This is a genomic window from Pseudoalteromonas sp. S554, assembly GCF_005930865.1.
Taxonomy (GTDB): Bacteria; Pseudomonadota; Gammaproteobacteria; order Enterobacterales; family Alteromonadaceae; genus Pseudoalteromonas; species Pseudoalteromonas marina.
This window is the reverse complement of sequence record NZ_PNDV01000001.1, coordinates 134,313-155,434: the sequence shown is the minus strand read 5'-3', so window position 1 is coordinate 155,434 and position 21,122 is coordinate 134,313. Positions and strand designations below refer to the sequence as shown.

Annotated in this window: 17 protein-coding genes; 12 read left to right on the top strand and 5 right to left on the bottom strand. The window is 37.2% G+C overall.

What is annotated here, in order from left to right:
- The first annotated feature begins 161 nt into the window (after positions 1-161).
- On the top strand, positions 162-4,619 hold the full coding sequence (locus tag CWB65_RS00660; protein ID WP_138739603.1) for an EAL domain-containing protein: 4,458 nt from the start codon (positions 162-164) through the stop codon (positions 4,617-4,619).
- 329 nt (positions 4,620-4,948) lie between these two features.
- Here CWB65_RS00660 and CWB65_RS00655 read toward each other — a convergent pair whose 3' ends face one another.
- A complete protein-coding gene (locus CWB65_RS00655; RefSeq protein ID WP_006791624.1) occupies positions 4,949-5,842 on the bottom strand; it encodes a cation diffusion facilitator family transporter in 894 nt (297 codons plus the stop codon).
- A gap of 217 nt (positions 5,843-6,059) precedes the next feature.
- On the opposite strand from CWB65_RS00655, the gene CWB65_RS00650 reads away from it, so the two are divergent.
- The 3 genes from CWB65_RS00650 to CWB65_RS00640 all read left to right on the top strand — a co-directional run bounded on the left by CWB65_RS00650 (position 6,060) and on the right by CWB65_RS00640 (position 9,051).
- Complete coding sequence (locus tag CWB65_RS00650; protein WP_138739602.1) at positions 6,060-7,502, top strand: sensor domain-containing diguanylate cyclase; 1,443 nt, start codon at positions 6,060-6,062, stop codon at positions 7,500-7,502.
- A 119-nt stretch (positions 7,503-7,621) separates the two neighbouring features.
- Positions 7,622-8,575: an SPFH domain-containing protein gene (locus CWB65_RS00645; protein WP_006791622.1), complete on the top strand. Its 954-nt coding sequence runs from the start codon at positions 7,622-7,624 to the stop codon at positions 8,573-8,575.
- 17 nt (positions 8,576-8,592) lie between these two features.
- Positions 8,593-9,051, top strand: a complete 459-nt coding sequence (locus CWB65_RS00640; protein WP_006791621.1) for an NfeD family protein — start codon at positions 8,593-8,595, stop codon at positions 9,049-9,051.
- 12 nt (positions 9,052-9,063) lie between these two features.
- On the opposite strand, the gene CWB65_RS00635 is transcribed toward CWB65_RS00640, so the two are convergent.
- A complete protein-coding gene (locus tag CWB65_RS00635; protein ID WP_138739601.1) occupies positions 9,064-9,936 on the bottom strand; it encodes an SMP-30/gluconolactonase/LRE family protein in 873 nt (290 codons plus the stop codon).
- Between the two features lie 483 nt (positions 9,937-10,419).
- Here CWB65_RS00635 and CWB65_RS00630 point away from each other — a divergent pair, with 483 nt between their 5' ends.
- The 4 genes from CWB65_RS00630 (at position 10,420) to CWB65_RS00615 (ending at position 14,018) form a co-directional block, all read left to right on the top strand.
- Complete coding sequence (locus tag CWB65_RS00630; RefSeq protein ID WP_138739600.1) at positions 10,420-11,259, top strand: patatin-like phospholipase family protein; 840 nt, start codon at positions 10,420-10,422, stop codon at positions 11,257-11,259.
- A 58-nt stretch (positions 11,260-11,317) separates the two neighbouring features.
- Complete coding sequence (locus CWB65_RS00625; protein WP_138739599.1) at positions 11,318-11,539, top strand: penicillin-binding protein; 222 nt, start codon at positions 11,318-11,320, stop codon at positions 11,537-11,539.
- A gap of 167 nt (positions 11,540-11,706) precedes the next feature.
- Positions 11,707-13,734: a hybrid sensor histidine kinase/response regulator gene (locus tag CWB65_RS00620; RefSeq protein ID WP_138739598.1), complete on the top strand. Its 2,028-nt coding sequence runs from the start codon at positions 11,707-11,709 to the stop codon at positions 13,732-13,734.
- 32 nt (positions 13,735-13,766) lie between these two features.
- Complete coding sequence (locus CWB65_RS00615; RefSeq protein ID WP_138739597.1) at positions 13,767-14,018, top strand: hypothetical protein; 252 nt, start codon at positions 13,767-13,769, stop codon at positions 14,016-14,018.
- A gap of 114 nt (positions 14,019-14,132) precedes the next feature.
- Here the strand turns inward: CWB65_RS00615 and ahpF are convergent, their stop codons facing one another.
- Positions 14,133-15,716 (bottom strand): alkyl hydroperoxide reductase subunit F, encoded by a 1,584-nt coding sequence (ahpF, locus tag CWB65_RS00610; RefSeq protein ID WP_138739596.1) that lies wholly within the window; start codon positions 15,714-15,716, stop codon positions 14,133-14,135.
- Positions 15,717-15,869: 153 nt separating this feature from the next.
- Entirely contained in the window at positions 15,870-16,439 is a 570-nt protein-coding gene (ahpC, locus tag CWB65_RS00605; RefSeq protein WP_138739595.1) for an alkyl hydroperoxide reductase subunit C, read from the bottom strand.
- Between the two features lie 264 nt (positions 16,440-16,703).
- On the opposite strand from ahpC, the gene CWB65_RS00600 reads away from it, so the two are divergent.
- From CWB65_RS00600 to CWB65_RS00590, 3 genes are all read left to right on the top strand, one after another.
- Entirely contained in the window at positions 16,704-17,123 is a 420-nt protein-coding gene (locus CWB65_RS00600) for a DUF3429 domain-containing protein (RefSeq protein ID WP_138739594.1), read from the top strand.
- A gap of 67 nt (positions 17,124-17,190) precedes the next feature.
- Positions 17,191-17,574, top strand: coding sequence for a hypothetical protein (locus CWB65_RS00595; RefSeq protein ID WP_006791613.1), 384 nt, complete (start codon positions 17,191-17,193; stop codon positions 17,572-17,574).
- Between the two features lie 6 nt (positions 17,575-17,580).
- Positions 17,581-18,393 carry a class I SAM-dependent methyltransferase gene (locus tag CWB65_RS00590; RefSeq protein ID WP_138739593.1) on the top strand — a complete coding sequence of 271 codons (813 nt, stop codon included), beginning with the start codon at positions 17,581-17,583 and terminating at the stop codon, positions 18,391-18,393.
- Here CWB65_RS00590 and CWB65_RS00585 read toward each other — a convergent pair.
- Positions 18,390-19,994 carry a GMC family oxidoreductase gene (locus tag CWB65_RS00585; RefSeq protein WP_138739592.1) on the bottom strand — a complete coding sequence of 535 codons (1,605 nt, stop codon included), beginning with the start codon at positions 19,992-19,994 and terminating at the stop codon, positions 18,390-18,392. The genes CWB65_RS00590 and CWB65_RS00585 overlap by 4 nt on opposite strands.
- 95 nt (positions 19,995-20,089) lie before the next feature.
- On the opposite strand from CWB65_RS00585, the gene CWB65_RS00580 reads away from it, so the two are divergent.
- On the top strand, positions 20,090-21,121 hold the full coding sequence (locus CWB65_RS00580; RefSeq protein ID WP_008129710.1) for an AraC family transcriptional regulator: 1,032 nt from the start codon (positions 20,090-20,092) through the stop codon (positions 21,119-21,121).
- Position 21,122: the final 1 nt, after the last annotated feature.

Here is a 21,122-nt window from a genome sequence, read left to right as displayed (position 1 = left end):
CATTAAATTTGCATTGATATAATCAGTTTATTTTTTGTAAAAAAAAATAAAAATTGTGCTATATTTAACACTTAGCTGTATAGAGCAGTACCTGTTTCGGAGATCGGTCATCAGTGCCAATAAGTAAATTATCCCTTTTTGTTCTATTTATAATGTTGTGTATGACCAATGCATTTGCATCGCAAAATTATGCCCAACAGTTACAACGTCTTTCTACTGATGAAGGTCTTTCACAAAATTACGTTGTAAAAATACAAGAAGATGAGATTGGCTACATTTGGATTGCAACGCAACAAGGACTAAATAGGTTTGATGGCTATAATGTTGAAACATTCGACGGTGGTTTTGAGCTAGACAAACATTATATTTCTACGGTGTTAAAAACACAAGACGGTAAGTTACTGGTTTCAACTGATATAGCTGGGGCATTCCTAATAGACCCGCAAACTTTAAAAACAGAAAAAATTTACTCTGGTCAGCTCGATAAAGAAAAACAGATTTATTCACCTGTTGAAGCAATGGCTGAAAAAAACGAACTTTATTACTTAGCAATTGATAACCAAATAGTCACTTACAACAAAATTACTGGAGCTTTTACACAAACAGCCGCTTTAGCTGAAAAAACTTCGTTTATTCGCGCTTTAACACTACACAATAATACACTTTTCATTGGTGCCAATAATGGGCTATATACGCTCAACCTTGTAAGTAATCAGCTTACAGAAATACCACTTCACTCTGCCGAACAAACAACAATAGACAACATTAATGTAAAGTTTTTGCAGGTAGATAAAGAGCTTGGCCTTCTAATTGGCACGGTAGAAGGGCTTTATAAATTCGCATTTTCAGAAGATAACCTTGTACTCAGTTCTAAAATAACGACGCTTATTCCCGATCTTAATATCTGGGATTACATTAATTCTGACCAGGGTGAGTTTGTAGCAACAGAAAAAGGGTTATATAGTTTTAGCCGGGTAAACGGCGAAATAGAGTTCATATTAAATTATGAAAAAAGTAAATTTAATATAAACGATAACTCAATTGACGATTTAACAATAAGCCAAACAGGAGTACTTTGGTTATCATCAAGAAGCCAAGGGGTATTCACGTGGCCCATTAATACAAGACGATTTAAAAATATTAAGTTGCCCGTCAATAATACAATAAACAAAATTCACGAAGACGAAGATAATACTATATGGTTTGGCACAAACGATGGCCTAGCTCAATACAACCCTAAAACAAAAACTACGCATACTTTTTTAAACTCAACTGACGCAAAAGCAGTGTTTGGTTCGTCAGCAATTTATGATATTTTTGCTTCCTCCCTTGGAAACAACCAATATTTATGGCTGTCTACATACAATGGGTTTGAGTTGTTTGATAAAAGTAGTAAGCAATTAGTATCAAATTTAAGTACTAATAACGATTTACTTACTCAACCAACTGTTTTTGGTTTTGCCAAAATTGGCACTCATCAATATGCATTTGCAAACGACAAAAACTTTTACCTATTTAACGAAAAAACGGGTGATATAAGGGTTGTTAAAGGACTTAAAAACTTTTTAGACCCAATATATGCTTATGTGTTCCTTCCGCCAATGGAAACACACCCAAATGAACTTTTAATTAGTATGACCAACAGCCTATATAGGTATAACGAGTCAACACAAAGCTTAACCCAAATATTTCAGTCATCAAAGAATAGAGACGACATCTATTACACTGTAGATAGTTATTACCTTGACTTAAAAAGAAATGTTTTATGGCTTGCAACTACTTATGAAGGCTTAATTGGCATAGACCCACAAAGCTATGAACGTAAACATTCTCTGGGGCTTAAAAGTTCTTTAAATTCAAATTCAATTTTGTCTTTAGTGCCTGAAGAAAACAAGTATCTTTGGGCAAGCTCTGAGAATGGGCTCTACAAGGTAGACCTCAACACACTTAATGTTACAAGTTTTTCTGTTAAAGATGGTTTAAGCACCAATAAATTTACAGACTACACGCAAAGAAAATTGAATAATGGGCAAATAATATTAGGTAGTAATGCAGGCGCGCTTCTTTTTAATCCTGCTGATTTCAATACAAAAGCAACAACTAAAAAAGATAAATTAGCAATTACAGATGTCAGTCTATTGACAAGAGAATTACCTTTTTCACCTCTTGCATACAGTAATCAACCACTCAAATTGAGTCATGATGATATGGGGTTAACGGTAAGCTTTTCCGACTTCTCTTATCCAGATACAAATAAAACGCTATATGATGTGGTTCTTGATGGCCCAACATCACTTACCTATAACAACTTAAAATCAAATCAGGTGTTTTTTACTAAACTTCAACCAGGAAGCTACACTCTCACCATAAACGCTCATTTTAAAGATGGTGTAATTAAAGCCCAACCAGTTAAGCTGAGCATGAATGTAGCCTATGCTCCTTGGAAGTCACCCTTTGCGATATTCACCTATATTATAGTTATGTTAAGCCTCTTCGCTTTATTTTTCTGGCAATACCGTAACCGCCAAAATGTTATTCAACAAGCGCATACAGACACTATAAATTCGAAAAAACAAACAGAGCTCGCTCTTAAAAATAATAAAAGTGGAATATGGGATTTTCGATTTAAAGATGGTTCTGTAAATACCTTACGCGGCATAGAACTGGGTTATGAGAACCTTGAAGAACGAGTATCGATAGAGCTGTTTTTTTCTATTATACACCCTGACGATAAGCGTCGATTTGAAACCAAATGGCAAAGCTTTATAAGCAAAAAAAGTAAAAATAAAAATTGGCAATCAACATATCGTCTCCGCCATAAAAATGGGCAGTGGTTGTGGTATCAAGACACTGGCCAAATAATTTTTGACACTCAAACAGGCAAACCTTTGTATGTGTCTGGTATTTATACCAATATTACAGAGCAGCGTGCCAATGAAGAACAAGCCAAAATACTAGGTGAAGCATTTAGCCAAATAAACGATTGGTTACTGATTTTAGACGATCATTTAATGCCATTTTCAGCAAATAATAGTTTTATAAGAACGTTCTCTGATTCAGAGGAATTTACAAATCTTAGCCCGAAACTATTTATAAAGTCTATTGGTAAAGAAAACTGTAAAAAGTTTGCAAAAATACTTAAAAAATTGCAACCAACTGAAAACTGGCATATTGATACGTTAATAAAAACAGCTAAAAGCAGTAAGCACCCAGTGCATATTAATGTGACTGCTGTAGCAAAAAGTACAACAGAAGTAAGCTACTATGTAATTGTTATTTCTGACCTAACAGAGCAAAAAAGAGCTGAAAATGAGCTGCGTTATTTAGCCAATTACGACGCACTAACAAAACTACCAAATCGTAGTTTAATGTATCAAGAAATTGAGGAAGCTATTAAACAAGCCGAAAGTTCAAATACACATTGCGCACTCTTATTTATAGATTTAGATAAGTTTAAGCCAGTAAATGACTCTTTTGGTCATGCTGTAGGTGACAAGCTTCTTTGTAATATTACTGAACGGGTAGGTAATATTCTTAACGAAAATGCACAGCTTGGCCGCCAAAGTGGAGATGAGTTTTTAGTTCTTATTAAAAATGTAGAATCTCAGGACTCATTAAAAGAAACAGTTATGCTAATTAGTAAAGAATTAGCAAATAAAGTGATGATTGAAGACTTTGCGATTAATATTTCTGCCAGTATAGGCGTTGCTTTGTACCCATTTGATGCAATAACAACCGACATTTTAATTCGTAACGCAGACGTCGCTATGATGCAAGCAAAGCAAAATGGCAGGAATGGTTTTAGCTTCTTTAGCGATGAAATGAACGAACAAATAAAACAAAAGCTAATGCTCGAAAATGATTTAAAAGATGCAGTAAAAGCCGACTTATTTTTTAATCATTATCAGCCAATTGTTGATATTGAAGCAAGAACAATAAATGGTGTAGAGCTACTAATGCGCTGGAAAAACAAAGAGCAATTTGTTTCACCCGCAGTGTTTATTCCAATTTCAGAAGAAACCGGTTTAATCGAGCGCTTAACTGAGTTAGCCCTTAAACGCGCACTTATTGAATTAGCGCCACTACTGAATGACAATCCATTATTTTATATTTCCTTAAACCTATCACCAAAACATATTTTAAAGGAGAACATAACCGAACGTTTACAATGCATACTAGCAGACGCGGGTATTCTGCCAAAGCAACTGAGGCTCGAAATTACAGAGACTATATTGCTTGAAGATAAACTGAAAGCTGCTAAGCAGTTACAAAAATTAAAAGCAGCAGGATTTAAATTATTGCTTGATGACTTTGGTACAGGCTATTCATCGCTGACTTACTTGAGCCAATTCCCAATTAACGTCATAAAGATAGATCAAAGTTTTGTAAATAGTATTGGTGAGGACAAAGGAGACGAGTCAATTATTAAAACTATTATTTCTTTAGCTGAAAATTTAAACTTATATTGTATTGCTGAAGGCGTTGAAAATCGTGACCAAATGGAGTTTTTAGTTAACGCTGGTTGCCATGTGCTTCAAGGATACTACCTTGCAAAACCAATGAGCGCTGAAGCACTTAATGAAAATAGTTGTTTTAGAAAAATTATTGAGCTTATTTGAAGCAACTAGCAAGGCATTAGAGCCCCCATCCACTAACACACAGTTCTAATGACCTTTGTGGGTTAGTGTTTGTTAAAACTTACAGCGGTTTAATCGCAGCACCAGGTTGGCTACTACTCCTGCACTACTCTTCGGCCTTTACACTCTGTAACAGTAAACCAAAGCCAAGCAACAAGAAGTAAACTGCCCCGGTAGCCCCCTTCGGGGCCGCGTCTGCTTGCATTAATTATGCGTTATCAACTATTTGTGAAGGTACACACCTTATGTGCACTGTCTTGCCTAAGCACCATGTAGACCGTTGGAATTTAACTTTGAAAGGTTAATAAACTCTAGTGAATATGATGGCATTCATGGCTTTCAATTTGCAGTACGCTACTCGTTACTCTAAACCTTTCAGCAAGCAGATTCTCTACCTTCAAGCGACATGCTTCGTCATGCTTTTCAATAGTACAGTGCTTTTTGAGTACCACATGAGCCCCCACCACTAGGCCATCGTAATTACGTGTTACAGTTACATTATGTACGTTATGTACGTGTTCTATGCTTGTGATTTCGCTTTCAATATCTGCTACCTTAGGAAGTTTTGCTTTATTTAAACGCAAACCTTTAATACAACTTATAATTACTTTAATGCCCGTAAACAATACAAACGACGCTATAAGCATACTCGATAAAATATCGATGACCGCAAGGCCTGTGAAATATATTAATACACCAGCAACAAAAGTGGACACAGTAGAAATCAAATCAAAAAACGAATGTAAGAACACGGCATAAACATTAATGCTTGCTTTTCGTCCCTTGTATAACACCCAAGCAGCGGCACCGTGGAACAAAAAGCCCAGCCCCGCAATTACCGACATTAAGTAACTATTTATCTCAAGTTCGTTACCTTCATGCTGATGAATAAATCGCTCCCCACCTTCATATAGAATCACCAAACTAATTGCGAGATATAAAATGCCATTAATAAGCCCACCCATTAACTCAGCCCGTTGATAGCCATCATTGAAAGTTTTAGCTAAGTGAATAGCAAAACTTGAAGCAATTAAGGCAATAAATAGCGAGCTATTATGCACAAACAAATGTCCTGCATCAGCTAATACAGCAAGCGAATTAGCATAATACGCGCCAATTACTTGTATGATCATAAATGAGCATGTTATTGCAAGCGCAATGAGTAAGCGCCTACGAGAAGCTTGGTGTGTTGTAATTTCGGTCATGAAATACTTGGGTTACCTATACTTAAAATGCAAGTAAGCCGCTAAAGGCTCACTGAAGAAAGGAGTAATGATATACAGTATCAATTATAATGCGTGACTCACATAAACGCACTAAAAAAGTTAGTAATATCAACAAAACTGTACTAAAACTATATTATAAGAATAAAAATCAATCGGATATGTCCTATCTTTTATAGAAAATGAGGTAACTTAAACGTTGAACTCGATTAAAGAGATCTGGAGTACATTAAAGTGTCTCCCTTTTGCTGTTTTGGTCCACGACTCAAAAACACGCAACTACAAAGCAAACGAATCCGCGTTAAACCTGTTTAATTTAAAGCAGCATTCTGACTTGAATGAAAATCACTTTAGTCACATAAAGCTAATAAGCCCTTTAAGTAAAAAAACTTTATTATTACAGAACCTTTTTGATGTTTATCTTATACCTAATGTTCAAAATAAAGTGGTGCTTGAAGTAGATCAAACAGCCTTCTTACTGAACATTAAATTTGCCAATATTACCGAGAGCGTTTCAATGATCACCTTTGAAATAGAAAAACAAACAATTGATGAACAATATAATTTTGATGTTGTTATATCGAATATATCAGCCGATCTCATTGATATTCAAAACGATGATGTAGATAAACATATTAATTATGCATTAAAAGCAATTGGCACTGTATGCCATGCAGATCGCAGCTATTTATTTAAATTTAACGACGAAAACACACAAATGAGTAATACACATGAATGGGTAAATAAAGGCATAATGCCTTTTAAGGATTCGTTGCAAAATGTACCTAAAAGTGAATTACCCTACTTTTTTAAATTAATGAACGACACTTACCTTTTTAAAGTAAATGATGTTGCGGATTTACCAGCCTCTGCAGGTGGTGAAAAAAAAGAATTTGAACTACAAAAAATCAAATCAGTAATGTGCATTGGCTTAAGCTACGAAAAAGAGCTTGTTGGTTTTATTGGTTGCGATTGTGTAGCAGTAAAACGTGAATGGACAAACCTTGATTTAATCCGAATAAAATTAGTGGGTGAAATACTAACCAACGCGTTCAAAAATATAAACTATAAACAAAAATTAGAACTTACTCAGCAGCAACTTATCACAGCAAATCAACAATTAAGTGAGCTGGTAAATACAGACGGCTTGACTAACATAGCTAATCGTCGATGCTTTGATCAAACTATAGATGACGAAATACAACGATGCGTTCGTTACCAACAACCCATTAGCTTACTTATTTGCGACATCGACTTTTTTAAAAAATACAACGATAGTTATGGTCATCAAAAAGGGGATGAGGCATTAAAACAAGTTGCTGAAACACTGCAAAATTTATGTAAGCGCCCCGGCGATCTAGCAGCTCGATATGGTGGTGAAGAATTTGCACTTATTTTACCCTGTACCAATACTGATAATGCATATTGCTTTTCCACTCTAATACAAAAAGAAATAGCCAAGTTGGGCATCGAGCATAAATATTCAGAAGTAAGTGATATGCTTACTTTAAGCATTGGTTTTTACAGCCTAATTCCTAACACAAAAACAATAGCAGAAGACATTATTGCAAAAGCAGACGCTGCTCTTTATAACGCTAAAGAAACTGGTCGAAATAAAATTTCCGAGAGCCCCCCTCGATAATATGTACTTCTTAAGTGCCCACTTTTTGTAGGTAATTACATTGAAAAGTGGTAGTCTTTATTAGTTTAAAATTAAAACAACACACTATTTTATGATTAATTATTATAAGGAATATTTAAATGGATCCAGTGTCACAAATCCTCGATGTCGTATTTACCGTTGAGGCATTTTTACTCATATTTGTTATTGTGCTTCTAAAAAGCAGTGTTAAATTTGTCCCTCAAAATAGAGCTTGGCTAATTGAACGTTTTGGTAAATACCAATCAACCAAAGAAGCCGGCCTTAATTTTATTATTCCGTTTATCGATAGAATATCTGCCGACCGCAGCTTAAAAGAACAGGCCCAAGATGTTCCATCTCAATCAGCTATAACAAAAGACAACATCTCGTTAATTGTAGATGGCGTATTATACTTTCGAGTATTAGACCCGTACAAAGCTACCTATGGTGTTGACGATTATACATTTGCGGTTGTTCAGCTTTCGCAAACAACAATGCGTTCAGAGCTTGGTAAAATGGAGCTAGATAAAACTTTTGAAGAGCGTGACCTACTAAACACAAATATCGTAGCTGCAATAAACCAGGCATCTGAGCCATGGGGTATTCAAGTACTGCGTTACGAAATTAAAGATATTGTGCCGCCAAATTCTATTATGGAAGCTATGGAAGCACAAATGAAGGCTGAGCGTGTAAAACGTGCTCAAATTTTAGAATCTGAAGGTGACCGTCAAGCAAATATAAATGTCGCTGAAGGTAAAAAGCAAGCACAAGTGCTTGCTGCAGAAGCAGATAAAGCTGAGCAAATTTTACGTGCAGAAGGTGAAGCTACCGCAATTACAACCGTCGCTGAAGCACAAGCCAATGCACTATTAAAAGTCGGTGAAGCCGCTGATACAGAGCAAGGGCAAAAAGCGATTCAACTTGATTTAGCAACTAAAGCCATTTCGGCTAAAGAAGCCATTGCACGTGAATCATCTGTTGTTCTACTCCCTGACAACGCAACAGATGCAAGCTCAATGGTTGCGCAAGGCATGGCAATCATTAATAGTTTAAACAAGCAAAATAAAGGTTAACACCTAAAGAGGTTTGTATGGATTTTATTATGCAAAATTTACCACAAGCACTTATGGTGCTTGGTATCATTGCCTTAATAATAGAAGTAGCCGTGCTGGGTCTCTCTACTATTATTCTATTATTTTTTGGCCTATCACTACTGATAACTGGTTTTTCAATGAGCATAGGAATATTGCCTGACTCATTAACAACTGCACTATGGAGTAACACAGTGGTAACGGCTATTTTAGCCATTGGCCTGTGGAAACCTCTCAAAAAAATGCAAAACCGTGTGGATACAAAGCCCGTAACAAACGATTTTGCAGAGCTTACTTTTACCCTAGATGACGACGTTACCGATCAAGGGTTAACTACGTATAATTATTCAGGTATTAGCTGGAAATTAAAAAGTGAGCAAACAATTACTGCAGGCACTCGCGTATACGTTATGAAAAAAGATGTTGGCGTTATGTGGGTCAAACCAGTCTCCCAGTAACCTGTAAACAAATTATAAAATAACGGGTGGCTCTAGTTGCCCGTTTTTTATCCCGCTAATTTGAATTGTCGTCCCTTGTATATTTTGTAAGTCCTTATTAGACTCGCACACTGCTGAAGTCACAAATAGCAGCTCACCTTGTTTGCCGCCAAATGCTGTACATGTAGGATTGAGGTTATTTACTTTTATTGTATGAATTACTTCTGCATCAGGCGATAAACACATAATACAGCCCATTCCCCATACCGCTAACCACAAGTTACCAATACTGTCGACTACGCAACCATCGGGATCTACATCGGTGTTATTAAATTGATAGAATACCTTCGCCGTGCCAGCAACTTCACCTGTATTAACATCAAGGTCAAGAACGTAAATACAGCTTGTAAAAGAGTCACAATAGTAACCACGAGAGCGAGCTTTATCAAAACACAAACCATTAGGAATGGTTAAATCAGTCACAATGCAATCTAGCTTTTTATTGTAATAGCGGTATATCTTGCCCTGCCCTTTTTCGGCAGTCATATCCATTGTACTTAACCAAAAACCACCCCAGGGATCGGCACGACCATCGTTTGAGCGCCTATTCGTGTCGCCACTTTCAAGTTCCGTAATTAACTGAGGTATTTTACGCTTTATATTGTAACGATAAATCCCAGATTCAGTTCCTAAAATTAAATGCTCTTTATCTTGCCAAGCTATAGCTGTCACTATAAAAGGCATTTCAACCGAGTAAGCATTTGCTGGTTTACCGAGTGAGCAACAAAATAACAGTTTTTTATTGATATCAACCCAGAAGAGTGTTTCCAACATTGGGTGCCATAGCGGACTTTCGCCAAGCTGATTTTGCGTATTATTAAATAAGGTGATTTTAAAATCGCTCATTATAGAGTTTATTTACCTTTTAGGAGCAAACTATGACCTTAGTACAATTAATCGCAGCACAAGGTTCTTAAATAACGGGCTCGAAAGCAACAACGGCTGAATTATACTGACTTACGTTCGCGATATAATAACTATAACAATGTCAATTTATGCAAAAACATTGACGCGTATTATCCATCTTAATGTTGCAGTATCAGTAACCCTTTTAAGGTTTATTATTAACATAAGCTTAAAGCCTAACATTAACAAAAAATATAACTCAGTGCGATGTAATTACAGCCATAAAATTACTAAAAATAGTATGCCGATTAATTAATATATTAACTACCAACATATTTATTAAATTAAATGTCTTATTTATTGCTTTTTTATTATTGAATTAACTTTTAATAGGAATGCAACTTATTGATAGTATGTGTTTTATAAGTCGCCCTCACTCGCCATAGTTGGTAACATAAAGTCAGATTAAAAGGAGTTACAATTATGGCTAAAAATATAAAACATGCACTTGTAGTAGAAGGTGGCGCAATGCGCGGTATATTTGCTGCAGGCGTCCTTGATGAATTTTTATCACAAAATCATCAGCCCTTTGATTGTTACTTTGGCGTTTCTGCAGGAGCAACAAATGTAGCTGCATTCTTATGTAAGCAACCCATGCGAAACTACAAAGTGATAACAGATTATTCATGTAGGCCGGAGTTTATTAATCTGGCTCGGTTTTTAAAAGGTGGTCACTTATTTGACCTTGATTGGTTATGGGAAGAAACTATTCGTGAAATTCGTCTACAAACCGAAATATTTGAGCAAAACCCACAACCGTTTTATATTGTTACTACCGCTATAGATTCAGGTAAAGCCTATTATTTAGAAGCAACAAACGACAATATGGTTGAGCAATTAAAAGCATCCTGCGCAATTCCTATTGCATATCGTGATTACCCGATTATAAATAACACACCTATGACGGATGGTGGAGTTGCAGACTCTATTCCTGTCATCAAGGCCTATGAAATGGGGGCGCGCGAAATAACGGTTATCTTGTCACGTTCACGAGGGTACAAAAAAAAAGCGACAAAAGCTCCTTGGCTCACTAAACAAATTTACAAGGGCTATCCTGCACTCATAAATGCAGCATTAAATAGAGCTGATGTTTATAATAAAAGTATCGATTTTATAGAAAACCCACCCAACGATTGTATAGTTAATATTATTGCACCACCAAAGCACTTTAAAGTGGGCAGAACCACCAAATCGTTTGATATTTTAAATAACGGATACCAAATGGGCATAGCTGAGGCACGTGCATACTTGCAAGCAGTCTAAAATAAACAATTAAAGAAAATACTTTAACCGCCGATATTAATTTAGTCAGGAGAAAAATATGAGTGAAAAAATAAATGACGATGCACTTCATGCTCTTAAAATAGCGTTTACATATATGCCAAAAGCTATTGAAGTGACTAAATATGAATATGGTGAGCGTTATCAAACGGTCCTTAATCATATAGAAGCCGTAAGAGAAACACTGCTGATAAACGATGTTGATCCAGAAGAAGTTGATGGAGATATCAACCCAGAGTACACACCTAACTCAACATACTAAATTAAAAATTAGATAACGTGCACCCAGATACGCTAAATCTATATTTTAATCAAATCGTTTTTTTTGTATTTAGTTGCCGAGATACTAATAGCTTTTTATCACTTTTTAACGTTATTCTAAGCTTGCTAAATAAAGTTTTAAAAAATTAATACCATAGGGTTTTTCTATTGAATTTTCTTAGGCAATTTCACGACATAGTCTCTGATCAAAGTTTATCATTTGACAACAAAACGCAAAAGCTATTAACGTTTGGGCTTAACGTTTTTAATCTTGATTTAGCTATCATCAGTAAAGTTGAAGACCAGTGTTACACTGTTTTATATGCGGTTACCCCCAACAATGATCTTGCTATAGGTACACAATTTGACCTACAAGGTACTTACTGCACACACACCCTCAAAGCAGGCTCAGCCCTCGCTTTTCACAATGTATCTCAGAGCGAAATTGCAGACCACCCTTGCTTTGCTAATTTCCAACTGGAATCCTACATTGGTGCTCCTATTAAAGTAGGTAATAAAGTGTTTGGAACCGTTAACTTTTCTTCTGCTGACTCATCGCCTGTTTTTACAGACCAAGCCTATGACTATATAGAATTATTTGCACAATGGTTAGGTGCGGAATTTGCCAGAAGCCAAACAAAAGATCGCCTAATAAAAAATAGTAATAGCCTTGTTAAGCTTGAAAGCGTTGCGAATATAGGAACTTGGGAAGTCGATATTGCTCATAATAAAATTTATTGGAGCAAGCAAACCAAACTAATTCACGAAGTTGATGAAAACTATCAACCTATGATGGAAACCGCAATTAACTTCTATAAAGAGGGATCAAGCCGAGAAAATATTACCAAAGCAGTAGAGTTAGCCGTTAGCAAAGGCGAAAAGTGGAATTTAGACCTTGAAATTGTTACTGCAAAAAATAACAACATTTGGGTATCGACCTTTGGAGAAGCTGAATTTGAAGGCGACACCTGCGTAAGGTTATTTGGCACGTTTCAAGATGTAACAGAGTCGATGACACTTCGTGAAGAACTTAAAAGCAAAAAAGCAGAGGCTGAACGCTTACTTTTTGATAGGAGCATGCTTTTTGCAAAAATTAGCCATGAACTTAGAACGCCACTCAATGGTATTACAGGCATGCTCACCACCTTGATAGATGAGCATGATGAACAAAAAAGAACAGAAAAAATTAAAGTTGCGCTACGCAGCTCAGACATATTATTGAATATTATTAATGAGGTTCTTGATTTCTCAAAAATTAATCATGGCGAGCTTAAGCTTGAACCAAACAATGTTTTATTAAAAACTGTTTTCACTGACCTTGTTTCACTTTATACCCCTTTATTTACTGAAAAGCGTGTCGCACTTGAAGTGAAAAATGAAATTAATGACGATTGCTGGGCCTTTTTCGACAACACACGCCTAAGCCAAATTACCTCCAATTTACTCAGTAATGCATTAAAGTTTACAGAAAAAGGTAGTGTAAAGCTGGACACGTTTTTAACCAATATTGACGACGCTTTGTCACTCACTATTACCGTGACTGACTCAGGCAGAGGGATGACTCCTGAATTTCTTAAATCGCTATTTTCTCCATTTACGCAAGAAGTCGATGCTAAAAATACAAAAGGCGGTACAGGTCTAGGCTTAGCAATTGTAAAAGAACTTGTTCAGTACATGGGCGGTAAAATTGAAGTCAGTAGCGAAATTAATAAAGGCTCTACATTTTCAGTTTATATCCCTATAACCCGAGGTGAAGAGCAAGCACTTGAAAATAAACCGCTCGCTAACATTGATATAAACACAAGCGAGTTATCTGTGCTTGTTGTTGATGACAACGACATCAATAGATTAGTGCTTAACGCATCCCTAAATAAGCTTAATATACACCCCGACTTTGCGGTTGATGGTCAAGACGCTGTTTTAAAATGTAAGCAAAAGCCGTATGACCTTATTTTTATGGACTGTATTATGCCTATTTTGGACGGTTTTGAAGCAACTAAGCAGTTAAGAGAGCAAAAAATTTGCCCCGCAGATAAAACGTATATTGTTGCGTTAACGGCTAATACGTCGTCGCAAGATAAACTTGCCTGTAAACAAGCTGGCATGGATATGTTTATATCAAAACCTTTTAAAATGTACTCACTTGAGCTCGCTATCGCATCAGCAATAAAAACCGTTAAGCCAAAATTACATTAAATGTACCTGACAGTAAGTAAAAGGAAATAACAATGAAATTAATAGCTCGGACCATTTTGATTACTATTTTAGCTTTGTCACTTTATGTCGGTTATTCGTCACAGGATTGGCAGTCAATCATGGTAATTTTAATTGTAAGTGGCTTTTTGCTACTACTTACCTTTGCCACTACAAACTCAAAACAAGGTGCAACCACATACAATACTGGCACAAGTTACTCTGATAATAATTGCAGCGGTTCAGATTCTGCCTGTGGTGGCGGTGGCGGTGGCGGTGGCGATTAACCTATTTATATATGATTAATTACGCCATAAAAAAGCCGCCTTTGGAGAGGGCGGCTTGGGTTAACAAACAGCGATGGGTGTACCTTGCTGTTATATCAAGAGAAGTTTTGCACGTTAAGCAGCTGTTTTGTCTTGCTCGCTTTCTTCGCTGTTGCGAATTAAGTAATCAAAAGCACCTAAACTTGCTGTTGCACCGCTGCCCATGGCAATAATAATTTGCTTAAATGGGGTATTTGTTGCATCACCTGCGCCATAAACCCCCGGTAATGACGTAGCACCTTTTGCATCAATTAATATTTCACCAAATTTACTTAGCGCTAAGTCACTAATTTTTAACCACTCAGTGTTAGGAATTAAGCCTATTTGTACAAAAATACCCGCTAGAGTAAGTGCCTTGCTATCACCTGATACTCGGTCTGTGTACGTGAGTCCTGTTACCTTTTTACCATCGCCAAGTACTTCTGTAGTTTGGGCGTTTTTAATAATAGTAATATTATTTAAGCTTTTCGCTTTGCGAATAAGTACTTCATCGGCGCGAAGTGTATCTGCAAATTCAAGCACTGTTACGTGCTCAACAATGTTTGCTAAATCGATTGCCGCTTCAATACCTGAGTTACCACCACCAATTACTGCTACAGGCTTACCTTTAAACAAAGGGCCATCACAATGCGGACAGTATGCTACACCATGTCCGCGGTACTCTTGCTCACCGGGTACGTTCATTTCACGCCAGCGTGCACCGGTTGCTAAAACAAGTGATTTAGCTTTTAAAGTAGCCCCGTTCTCAAGCGTAATTTCGTATTTGTTATTAACGCGTTCAAGTCCTGCAGCACGTTGGTTATGCATTACATCAACATCGTACTCTTTAACATGCTCTTCAAGCTGTGCAACAAGTTTTGGCCCTTCAGTGGCTTTAACAGATATAAAGTTTTCAATAGCTAATGTGTCAGCAACTTGCCCACCAAAACGTTCAGCTACAACACCTGTATTTAAGCCTTTACGTGCAGAGTAAATAGCAGCTGAGGCACCCGCAGGCCCACCACCAACTACTAGTACGTCAAATTCATCTTTTTCACTCAGTGCCGCTGCTTGGCGTGCTGCACCTTTACTATCTACCTTGTTTAAAATGTCAGTTAGGCTTAATGCACCTTGGCTAAATGGTTCGCCATTTAAATAAACAGCCGGTACGGCTAAAATGTTGCGCTCTTCTACTTCCTCTTGAAATAGTGCGCCATCAATCATTGTTGCTTTAATTTTGCTATTAGTCGCGGCCATTGTATTTAGCGCCTGTACTACTTGAGGGCACGTTTGGCAGCTCAAGCTAATGTAAATTTCAAAATTAAGTTCTTGATCAAGTGATTGTATCTGTTCAATGTCTTCGCTTTTTGCTTTACTTGCATGCCCGCCAGTATGTAAAAGCGCCAACACTAAACTTGTAAATTCGTGTCCCATCGGTACGCCTGCAAACGTAATATGGGTATTTTTAACTGGTGAATGTACAACCATAGACGGGCGGCGTGCGCTGGTATCTGGGTTGTTAACTACCGTAAACTTATCGCTTAATGATGCTAAATCATTTGCTAAGCTTTTTACTTCTGTTGATTTTTTGCTGTCATCCAAGGCAATAAGCAGCTCAACAGGTTGAGTAAGCGATTCGAAATGGCTTTTTAATTGATTTTTAATGTTGTTATCTAACATGGCTTAACCCTTTTTAGGAAAATTTAAACAGCAAGCCTCCCATGCCAATAAATGCATGTGCTTAATTACCATATTGAGATAGGAGGCACCAATAAACGAATATTTATTGGTTTAAGGGCAGTTACCTGCCCTTATAGTTGAGGTAATCTATACTTAGATTTTACCAACTAGGTCTAGTGAAGGAGCAAGTGTATCTTCACCTGGCTGCCACGATGCTGGACAAACTTCACCGTCGTGAGTTTCAATGTATTGTGCAGCTTGTACTTTACGCACTAGCTCTTTAGCGCTACGGCCAATACCTAAATCGTGAGTTTCAATTACTTTAATTTCACCTTCAGGGTTCATTACAAACGTACCACGAAGTGCTAGGCCATCATCTTCAATCATAACGCCAAAGCTGCGAGTAATACGGCCTGTTGGGTCGCCAATCATCGGGAATTTAATTTTACCGATTGTGTCTGACGTATCGTGCCATGCTTTATGAGTAAAATGAGTATCAGTTGATACTGAGTAAACTTCTACGCCCATTTCTTGTAGTTGCTCGTAGTAATCAGCAACATCGCCAAGTTCAGTAGGACATACAAATGTGAAATCTGCAGGGTAAAAGAAGAAGATTGACCACTTACCAAGTACATCTTTTTCAGATACTTCTACAAAATCACCATTGTGGTATGCAGTTGCGTTGAAAGGTTGAATTTTTGTGTTGATTAATGAAGTGCTCATAGTATTCCTCATTTATATTTAATGTTTTAATTTAAGTTACCAAGCAAAGCGAGATTTGTTGGCTAACCTTGCTGGCTTGATTAATACAATAAGCCCATCGATAAATTAAATAAAATTGATTGTTTAGATTAAAACAATCGATTTTTAGGATGAAACTAAATAATAACTAGATTCGTACTTAATTTATTGCAACATATCGGTTTGCACGCGTAAGGCTGATACAATTGCCTCGCTTACTATTAAAAATACTCAGGGCACACTGTTATGAACAAGTTTATCAATCACATCCAATTAGGCTATCTTGGCCTAATACCATTTCTAGCCTGTTTAGCGTGGCCGCTGATGCTCGGTAGTAACAGTGTTAACTTAGAGTTTTTTGCGTTTTATAGCATTGCTATTCTTGCTTTTATGGCAGGTAATCTTTGGCATGCCGGCCAGCAAAGCTATGCTGATGCAATAAAAGCGGTACTACCTGTTATTCCGGTACCATTTTTAGCATTTTTACCTGTTGAATGGGTTTTAGGGTGGTTATCGCTGAGTTTTTGGCTTGTTCTACTTTTTGAAAAATCAACACCACAGTGGCAAACCTACGACAAAGACTATCAAAAAATGCGCTTTGTGCTGACGTCGGTCGTGTTTGTATGCCACATATTTATTATTGGTATGAGTATTTACCCAAAATAGTAGCTATTACCTTAAATATTGCGCGGTAATAATGTACCATCCGCGCACAGCTATTTGAGGACTCACCATGATTGACCAATTACGCCAGCAGCTTGACGAGCTTGGCGAAAACTATGTAGAAAAAAACGCCGCTTTCAAAATCAAGGTCATTCCATTTTTTTGCGCTATTAGCATTAAAAAAGATCACAAAAATGAAAACCGCCTCAACTTTTATTCAAATCAACTTATTGAGATATTTTTAGTTGTTTTGCTCATATTATTTGGCGTAACGTTATATAAAGCGGACGGTGGGTTTACAGATGGCCCACTGCATTTTGCATTTGCAATTGTAATCACTTTTAACTTAATTATTAAGCAAATAGCCATCGAAGGCCTAAAAACAAGGCTTGCTTTTGAGCGTTTAAATACGGCGAATAAGCAACTTCAAAACGTTAATAAGCAAAACACATAGCAAAGTATGTACTTAAATCCAAATTGGCGAATACTTACTGTTGGCGATGGCGATCTATCGTTTTCTCATGCGATTTTTGAGCACGTAAAACCAAATAAGTTAGTCGCCTCAACTTACGATAGCGCACAAACCATAGAACAAAAATACCCTGATAACGCTTTAGAAAAATTGCGTGAATGCAGTGTTGACGTTCTTAATAATTTTGATGTGACGAGCAAAGCGTGTTGGCAAACATTAAAAAGTAACAACCAATACTTTGATGTAGTCATTTTTCAGTTCCCACTTATTCCTGCATTTGTAGGTAAAGAGGCGTTTGAAGCTAGCACTCGTCAATCAAGTATGAACGTTTTAAACAGAGCCCTATTACATCAATTTATTAAATATGCCACTGAGTTTGCGTTAAACCCAAATGGCCCAATGCTTTGCTTTATAACCTCTAAAGATGTAAAACCTTATCGTGAATGGAACATAGAAGGCAGTTTAAACGAACGCTTAAGCAGCAAATATTGTGGCCAAATGCCATTTGATATAACACGTTTTTCGGGATATAAAATTCGTAATGTTGACCGTGACAAACACGTCAAAGACACCAGCGGGATCACGTATGTATTTAGCCCAAAAAGTAGCACCTTAGAACCCCAACTAGCCAAACAATTAACTAAACCCAGCTACTTAACATCAAACCATTGCGCGCTTTGCCGAGTTGGACCGTTCATCGCAGAAGAAGACCAAGCAAAACATCTTAAAGCTAAAAAGCACTTGCAAATGTTACGCCTAGAATCTGATTGGCAACACTGGTTAAACACCTTTTACAGCTAACTATTGGCTGCCTTAATTAAGTCAGCCGCTTTTTCTGCAATCGCTATAACAGGGGCATTAGTGTTACCTGTGACAATTGTGGGCATTATCGACGCGTCAACAACACGTAAATTATTAACGCCATGCACTTTTAACTTGCTGTCAACAACCGACATCTCGTCCTTACCCATTTTACATGTCCCAACGGGATGATATTCAGTGTCAGCTGTTTCACGAATAAACTCTATTAACTGCTGATCATTATTTATATCGAGTGGATAAACCATATCTGCACGTATTTCATCAAAGGCTGGGCTATTCATTATTGCGAGTGTTTTTTTCAAACCCAACAACATTATGTTTAAGTCATCTTGATGGCTTAAATAATTAGGATCAATCAGCGGTGCTGCATAGGGGTCATTGTTTGCAAGCTTGATAGTCCCTCTACTTTTAGGTCGCATAATACTGCTATGAATACTGTACCCATGCCCATAATGCAACTTGCGACTATGATCGTCTACTAGCCCAATTACAAATTCGAGTTGAACATCAGGTGCCGGCGAATCTTTAAATAATTTAATAAACGCATGAGACTCCGCAAAGTTACTTGTTAAACATCCGTTTCGTTTACTAAACCAATCTGCAACCCCTTTGGTAACTTGAAGCGCACCTTTTGGGCTTATACCAAACGTACCGGCACTATTATTGGCTTTAAAAAGTGGAACCACTGTAAGGTGGTCTTGTAAATTTTCACCAACGCCTTCTAACACAACCTTCACATCAATATTATGTAATTTTAATTGCTCTTTTGGTCCAATCCCCGACAACATTAAAATTTGCGGCGAATTAATAGCCCCCGCACTCAAAATCACCTCTTTATTAGCCGTTAACTCTATTTGCTGTTTGTTACGTGTTATTTGCACTCCTAGCGCAGTTTTATTTTTTATATTTATTTTTTTAACGTGGCAATGTGTGAATACGGTTAGGTTATCCCTATTTAAATTAGGTGTTAAATACGCTTTCGCTGCACTACAACGTTCTCCTTTATGCTGTGTAACCTGCGACAAACGTGCACCACTTTGTTCTTTACCGTTAATATCATCATTTAGCGGTACCCCTTGTTCAGCGCAAGCATTTAAAAAATACTGATTAACAGAACTTGGCGTATTTAGCTCTTGTACATAAAGCGGTCCACCAACTCCATGCAATGGGTTATTTATAAATTCACTGTTGTTTTCAGCTTTTATAAAATAGGGCAACATGCTTTTATAATCCCAGCCAATGTTCCCCTGCTTTTCCCACTCATCATAATCGTGTTTATTACCTCGAATATAAACCATTGCATTGATTGAGCTTGAACCACCCAGCACTTTACCCCTTGGCATAAAACCGCACCGATTGTTAAGTGCTTTTTGGGGTACTGTATTATAGTGCCAACTGTTAATACCATAAGGCACGCTGGCAGCAACTGCAGCTGGCATTTGAACAAGAGCGCTTTTATCTCCCCCGCCGGCTTCAATTAAACATACACTCACATTTTTATCTTCAGATAAACGCGAAGCAATAACACACCCAGCACTACCTGCCCCTATAACAATGTAATCAAATGTTGTGCTCTGCATGTGAGCCCTTATGAAAAATTAATACCTTATTAATACTGCATAGAAAAACACATCAAAACTTGATATTTTTAGACACCAAGTTGCTGGAGTAATGCATGAAAAATTTTATTAAGGCCACATCACTACAGGGGATAGACTCGCTTGTTAAGAGCTTAGGCGCTGACATATCACAAATAATGACACAGCTTGGCCTTAACATTTGCTTTAATAACTTAGAGCAACAATACTTGCCCTATAGTACTTACGCCGAACTCCTTGAGCATTGTGCACACACGCTCAACTGCCCAAGCTTTGGGCTGCAACTAGCCAATAAGCAGAGCTTTGATATACTTGGCCCTATTGCTATAGCAGCAAAAAGTAGCACTAATTTAGGTGACGCCCTCAACTGGGTTATTAAATATTTGCACCTACACACTCCCGCTTTAAGTTTAACTATTCATCCGTTAGAGGCTGATAAAACACTCTTTTTATCATTTCAAATAAACTTAAACCCATTACCTAAAACAACCCAGGTTTTAGAACTAACTATCGGCCTCGCCATGGGAGTAATAAAAAAAATAAGTAATAACACCTGTAAACCACAAGCGGTATTTTTACCTCAAAAGCAACTTACTAATACCCGCGCATACAACACTTACTTTGGCTGCAAAGTCACGCACAATAGAAATAGTGCCGGTATTGTTATTTTAAAAACAGATTTAGCATTATCAATTGCACAACCCCAGTACGATAAAGTACCTGCCGCGCTGCAGTTTTTAGCTCAAAGCGAACAGCAAAATCAATCCCTGCCAACTCAAGTAAGCGCGTTAATTAGGCCCATGTTGCCAATATATCAATGCACAAACGAAACCATAGCAGCAGCGCTGGGTATGCACCCAAGAACATTGCACAGAGAGTTAAATAAACACAACACAAGCTTTGTAAAACTAAAAGACTCAACCCGGCGCTCATTAGCTGCGCACTATTTGGCGCAAAACCATTACAGTATTTCAACCATCTCAGAGCTATTAGGTTATCAAGAACAAGCAACACTTAGCGCCAGTGTAAAACGTTGGTTTGGTTATTCTCCGCGAGCATACAGAGCTAAAAAAATGATAAACTTAAATAAACATAATTCTAAGGAATGAG

Coding starts and splice junctions, on each gene's coding strand:
- CWB65_RS00660 (WP_138739603.1), top strand. CDS start 162: ATGACCAATGCATTTGCATCGCAAAATTATGCCCAACAGTTACAACGT.
- CWB65_RS00655 (WP_006791624.1), bottom strand. CDS start 5,842: ATGACCGAAATTACAACACACCAAGCTTCTCGTAGGCGCTTACTCATT.
- CWB65_RS00645 (WP_006791622.1), top strand. CDS start 7,622: ATGGATCCAGTGTCACAAATCCTCGATGTCGTATTTACCGTTGAGGCA.
- CWB65_RS00640 (WP_006791621.1), top strand. CDS start 8,593: ATGGATTTTATTATGCAAAATTTACCACAAGCACTTATGGTGCTTGGT.
- CWB65_RS00635 (WP_138739601.1), bottom strand. CDS start 9,936: ATGAGCGATTTTAAAATCACCTTATTTAATAATACGCAAAATCAGCTT.
- CWB65_RS00630 (WP_138739600.1), top strand. CDS start 10,420: ATGGCTAAAAATATAAAACATGCACTTGTAGTAGAAGGTGGCGCAATG.
- CWB65_RS00625 (WP_138739599.1), top strand. CDS start 11,318: ATGAGTGAAAAAATAAATGACGATGCACTTCATGCTCTTAAAATAGCG.
- CWB65_RS00615 (WP_138739597.1), top strand. CDS start 13,767: ATGAAATTAATAGCTCGGACCATTTTGATTACTATTTTAGCTTTGTCA.
- ahpF (WP_138739596.1), bottom strand. CDS start 15,716: ATGTTAGATAACAACATTAAAAATCAATTAAAAAGCCATTTCGAATCG.
- ahpC (WP_138739595.1), bottom strand. CDS start 16,439: ATGAGCACTTCATTAATCAACACAAAAATTCAACCTTTCAACGCAACT.
- CWB65_RS00600 (WP_138739594.1), top strand. CDS start 16,704: ATGAACAAGTTTATCAATCACATCCAATTAGGCTATCTTGGCCTAATA.
- CWB65_RS00595 (WP_006791613.1), top strand. CDS start 17,191: ATGATTGACCAATTACGCCAGCAGCTTGACGAGCTTGGCGAAAACTAT.
- CWB65_RS00590 (WP_138739593.1), top strand. CDS start 17,581: ATGTACTTAAATCCAAATTGGCGAATACTTACTGTTGGCGATGGCGAT.
- CWB65_RS00585 (WP_138739592.1), bottom strand. CDS start 19,994: ATGCAGAGCACAACATTTGATTACATTGTTATAGGGGCAGGTAGTGCT.
- CWB65_RS00580 (WP_008129710.1), top strand. CDS start 20,090: ATGAAAAATTTTATTAAGGCCACATCACTACAGGGGATAGACTCGCTT.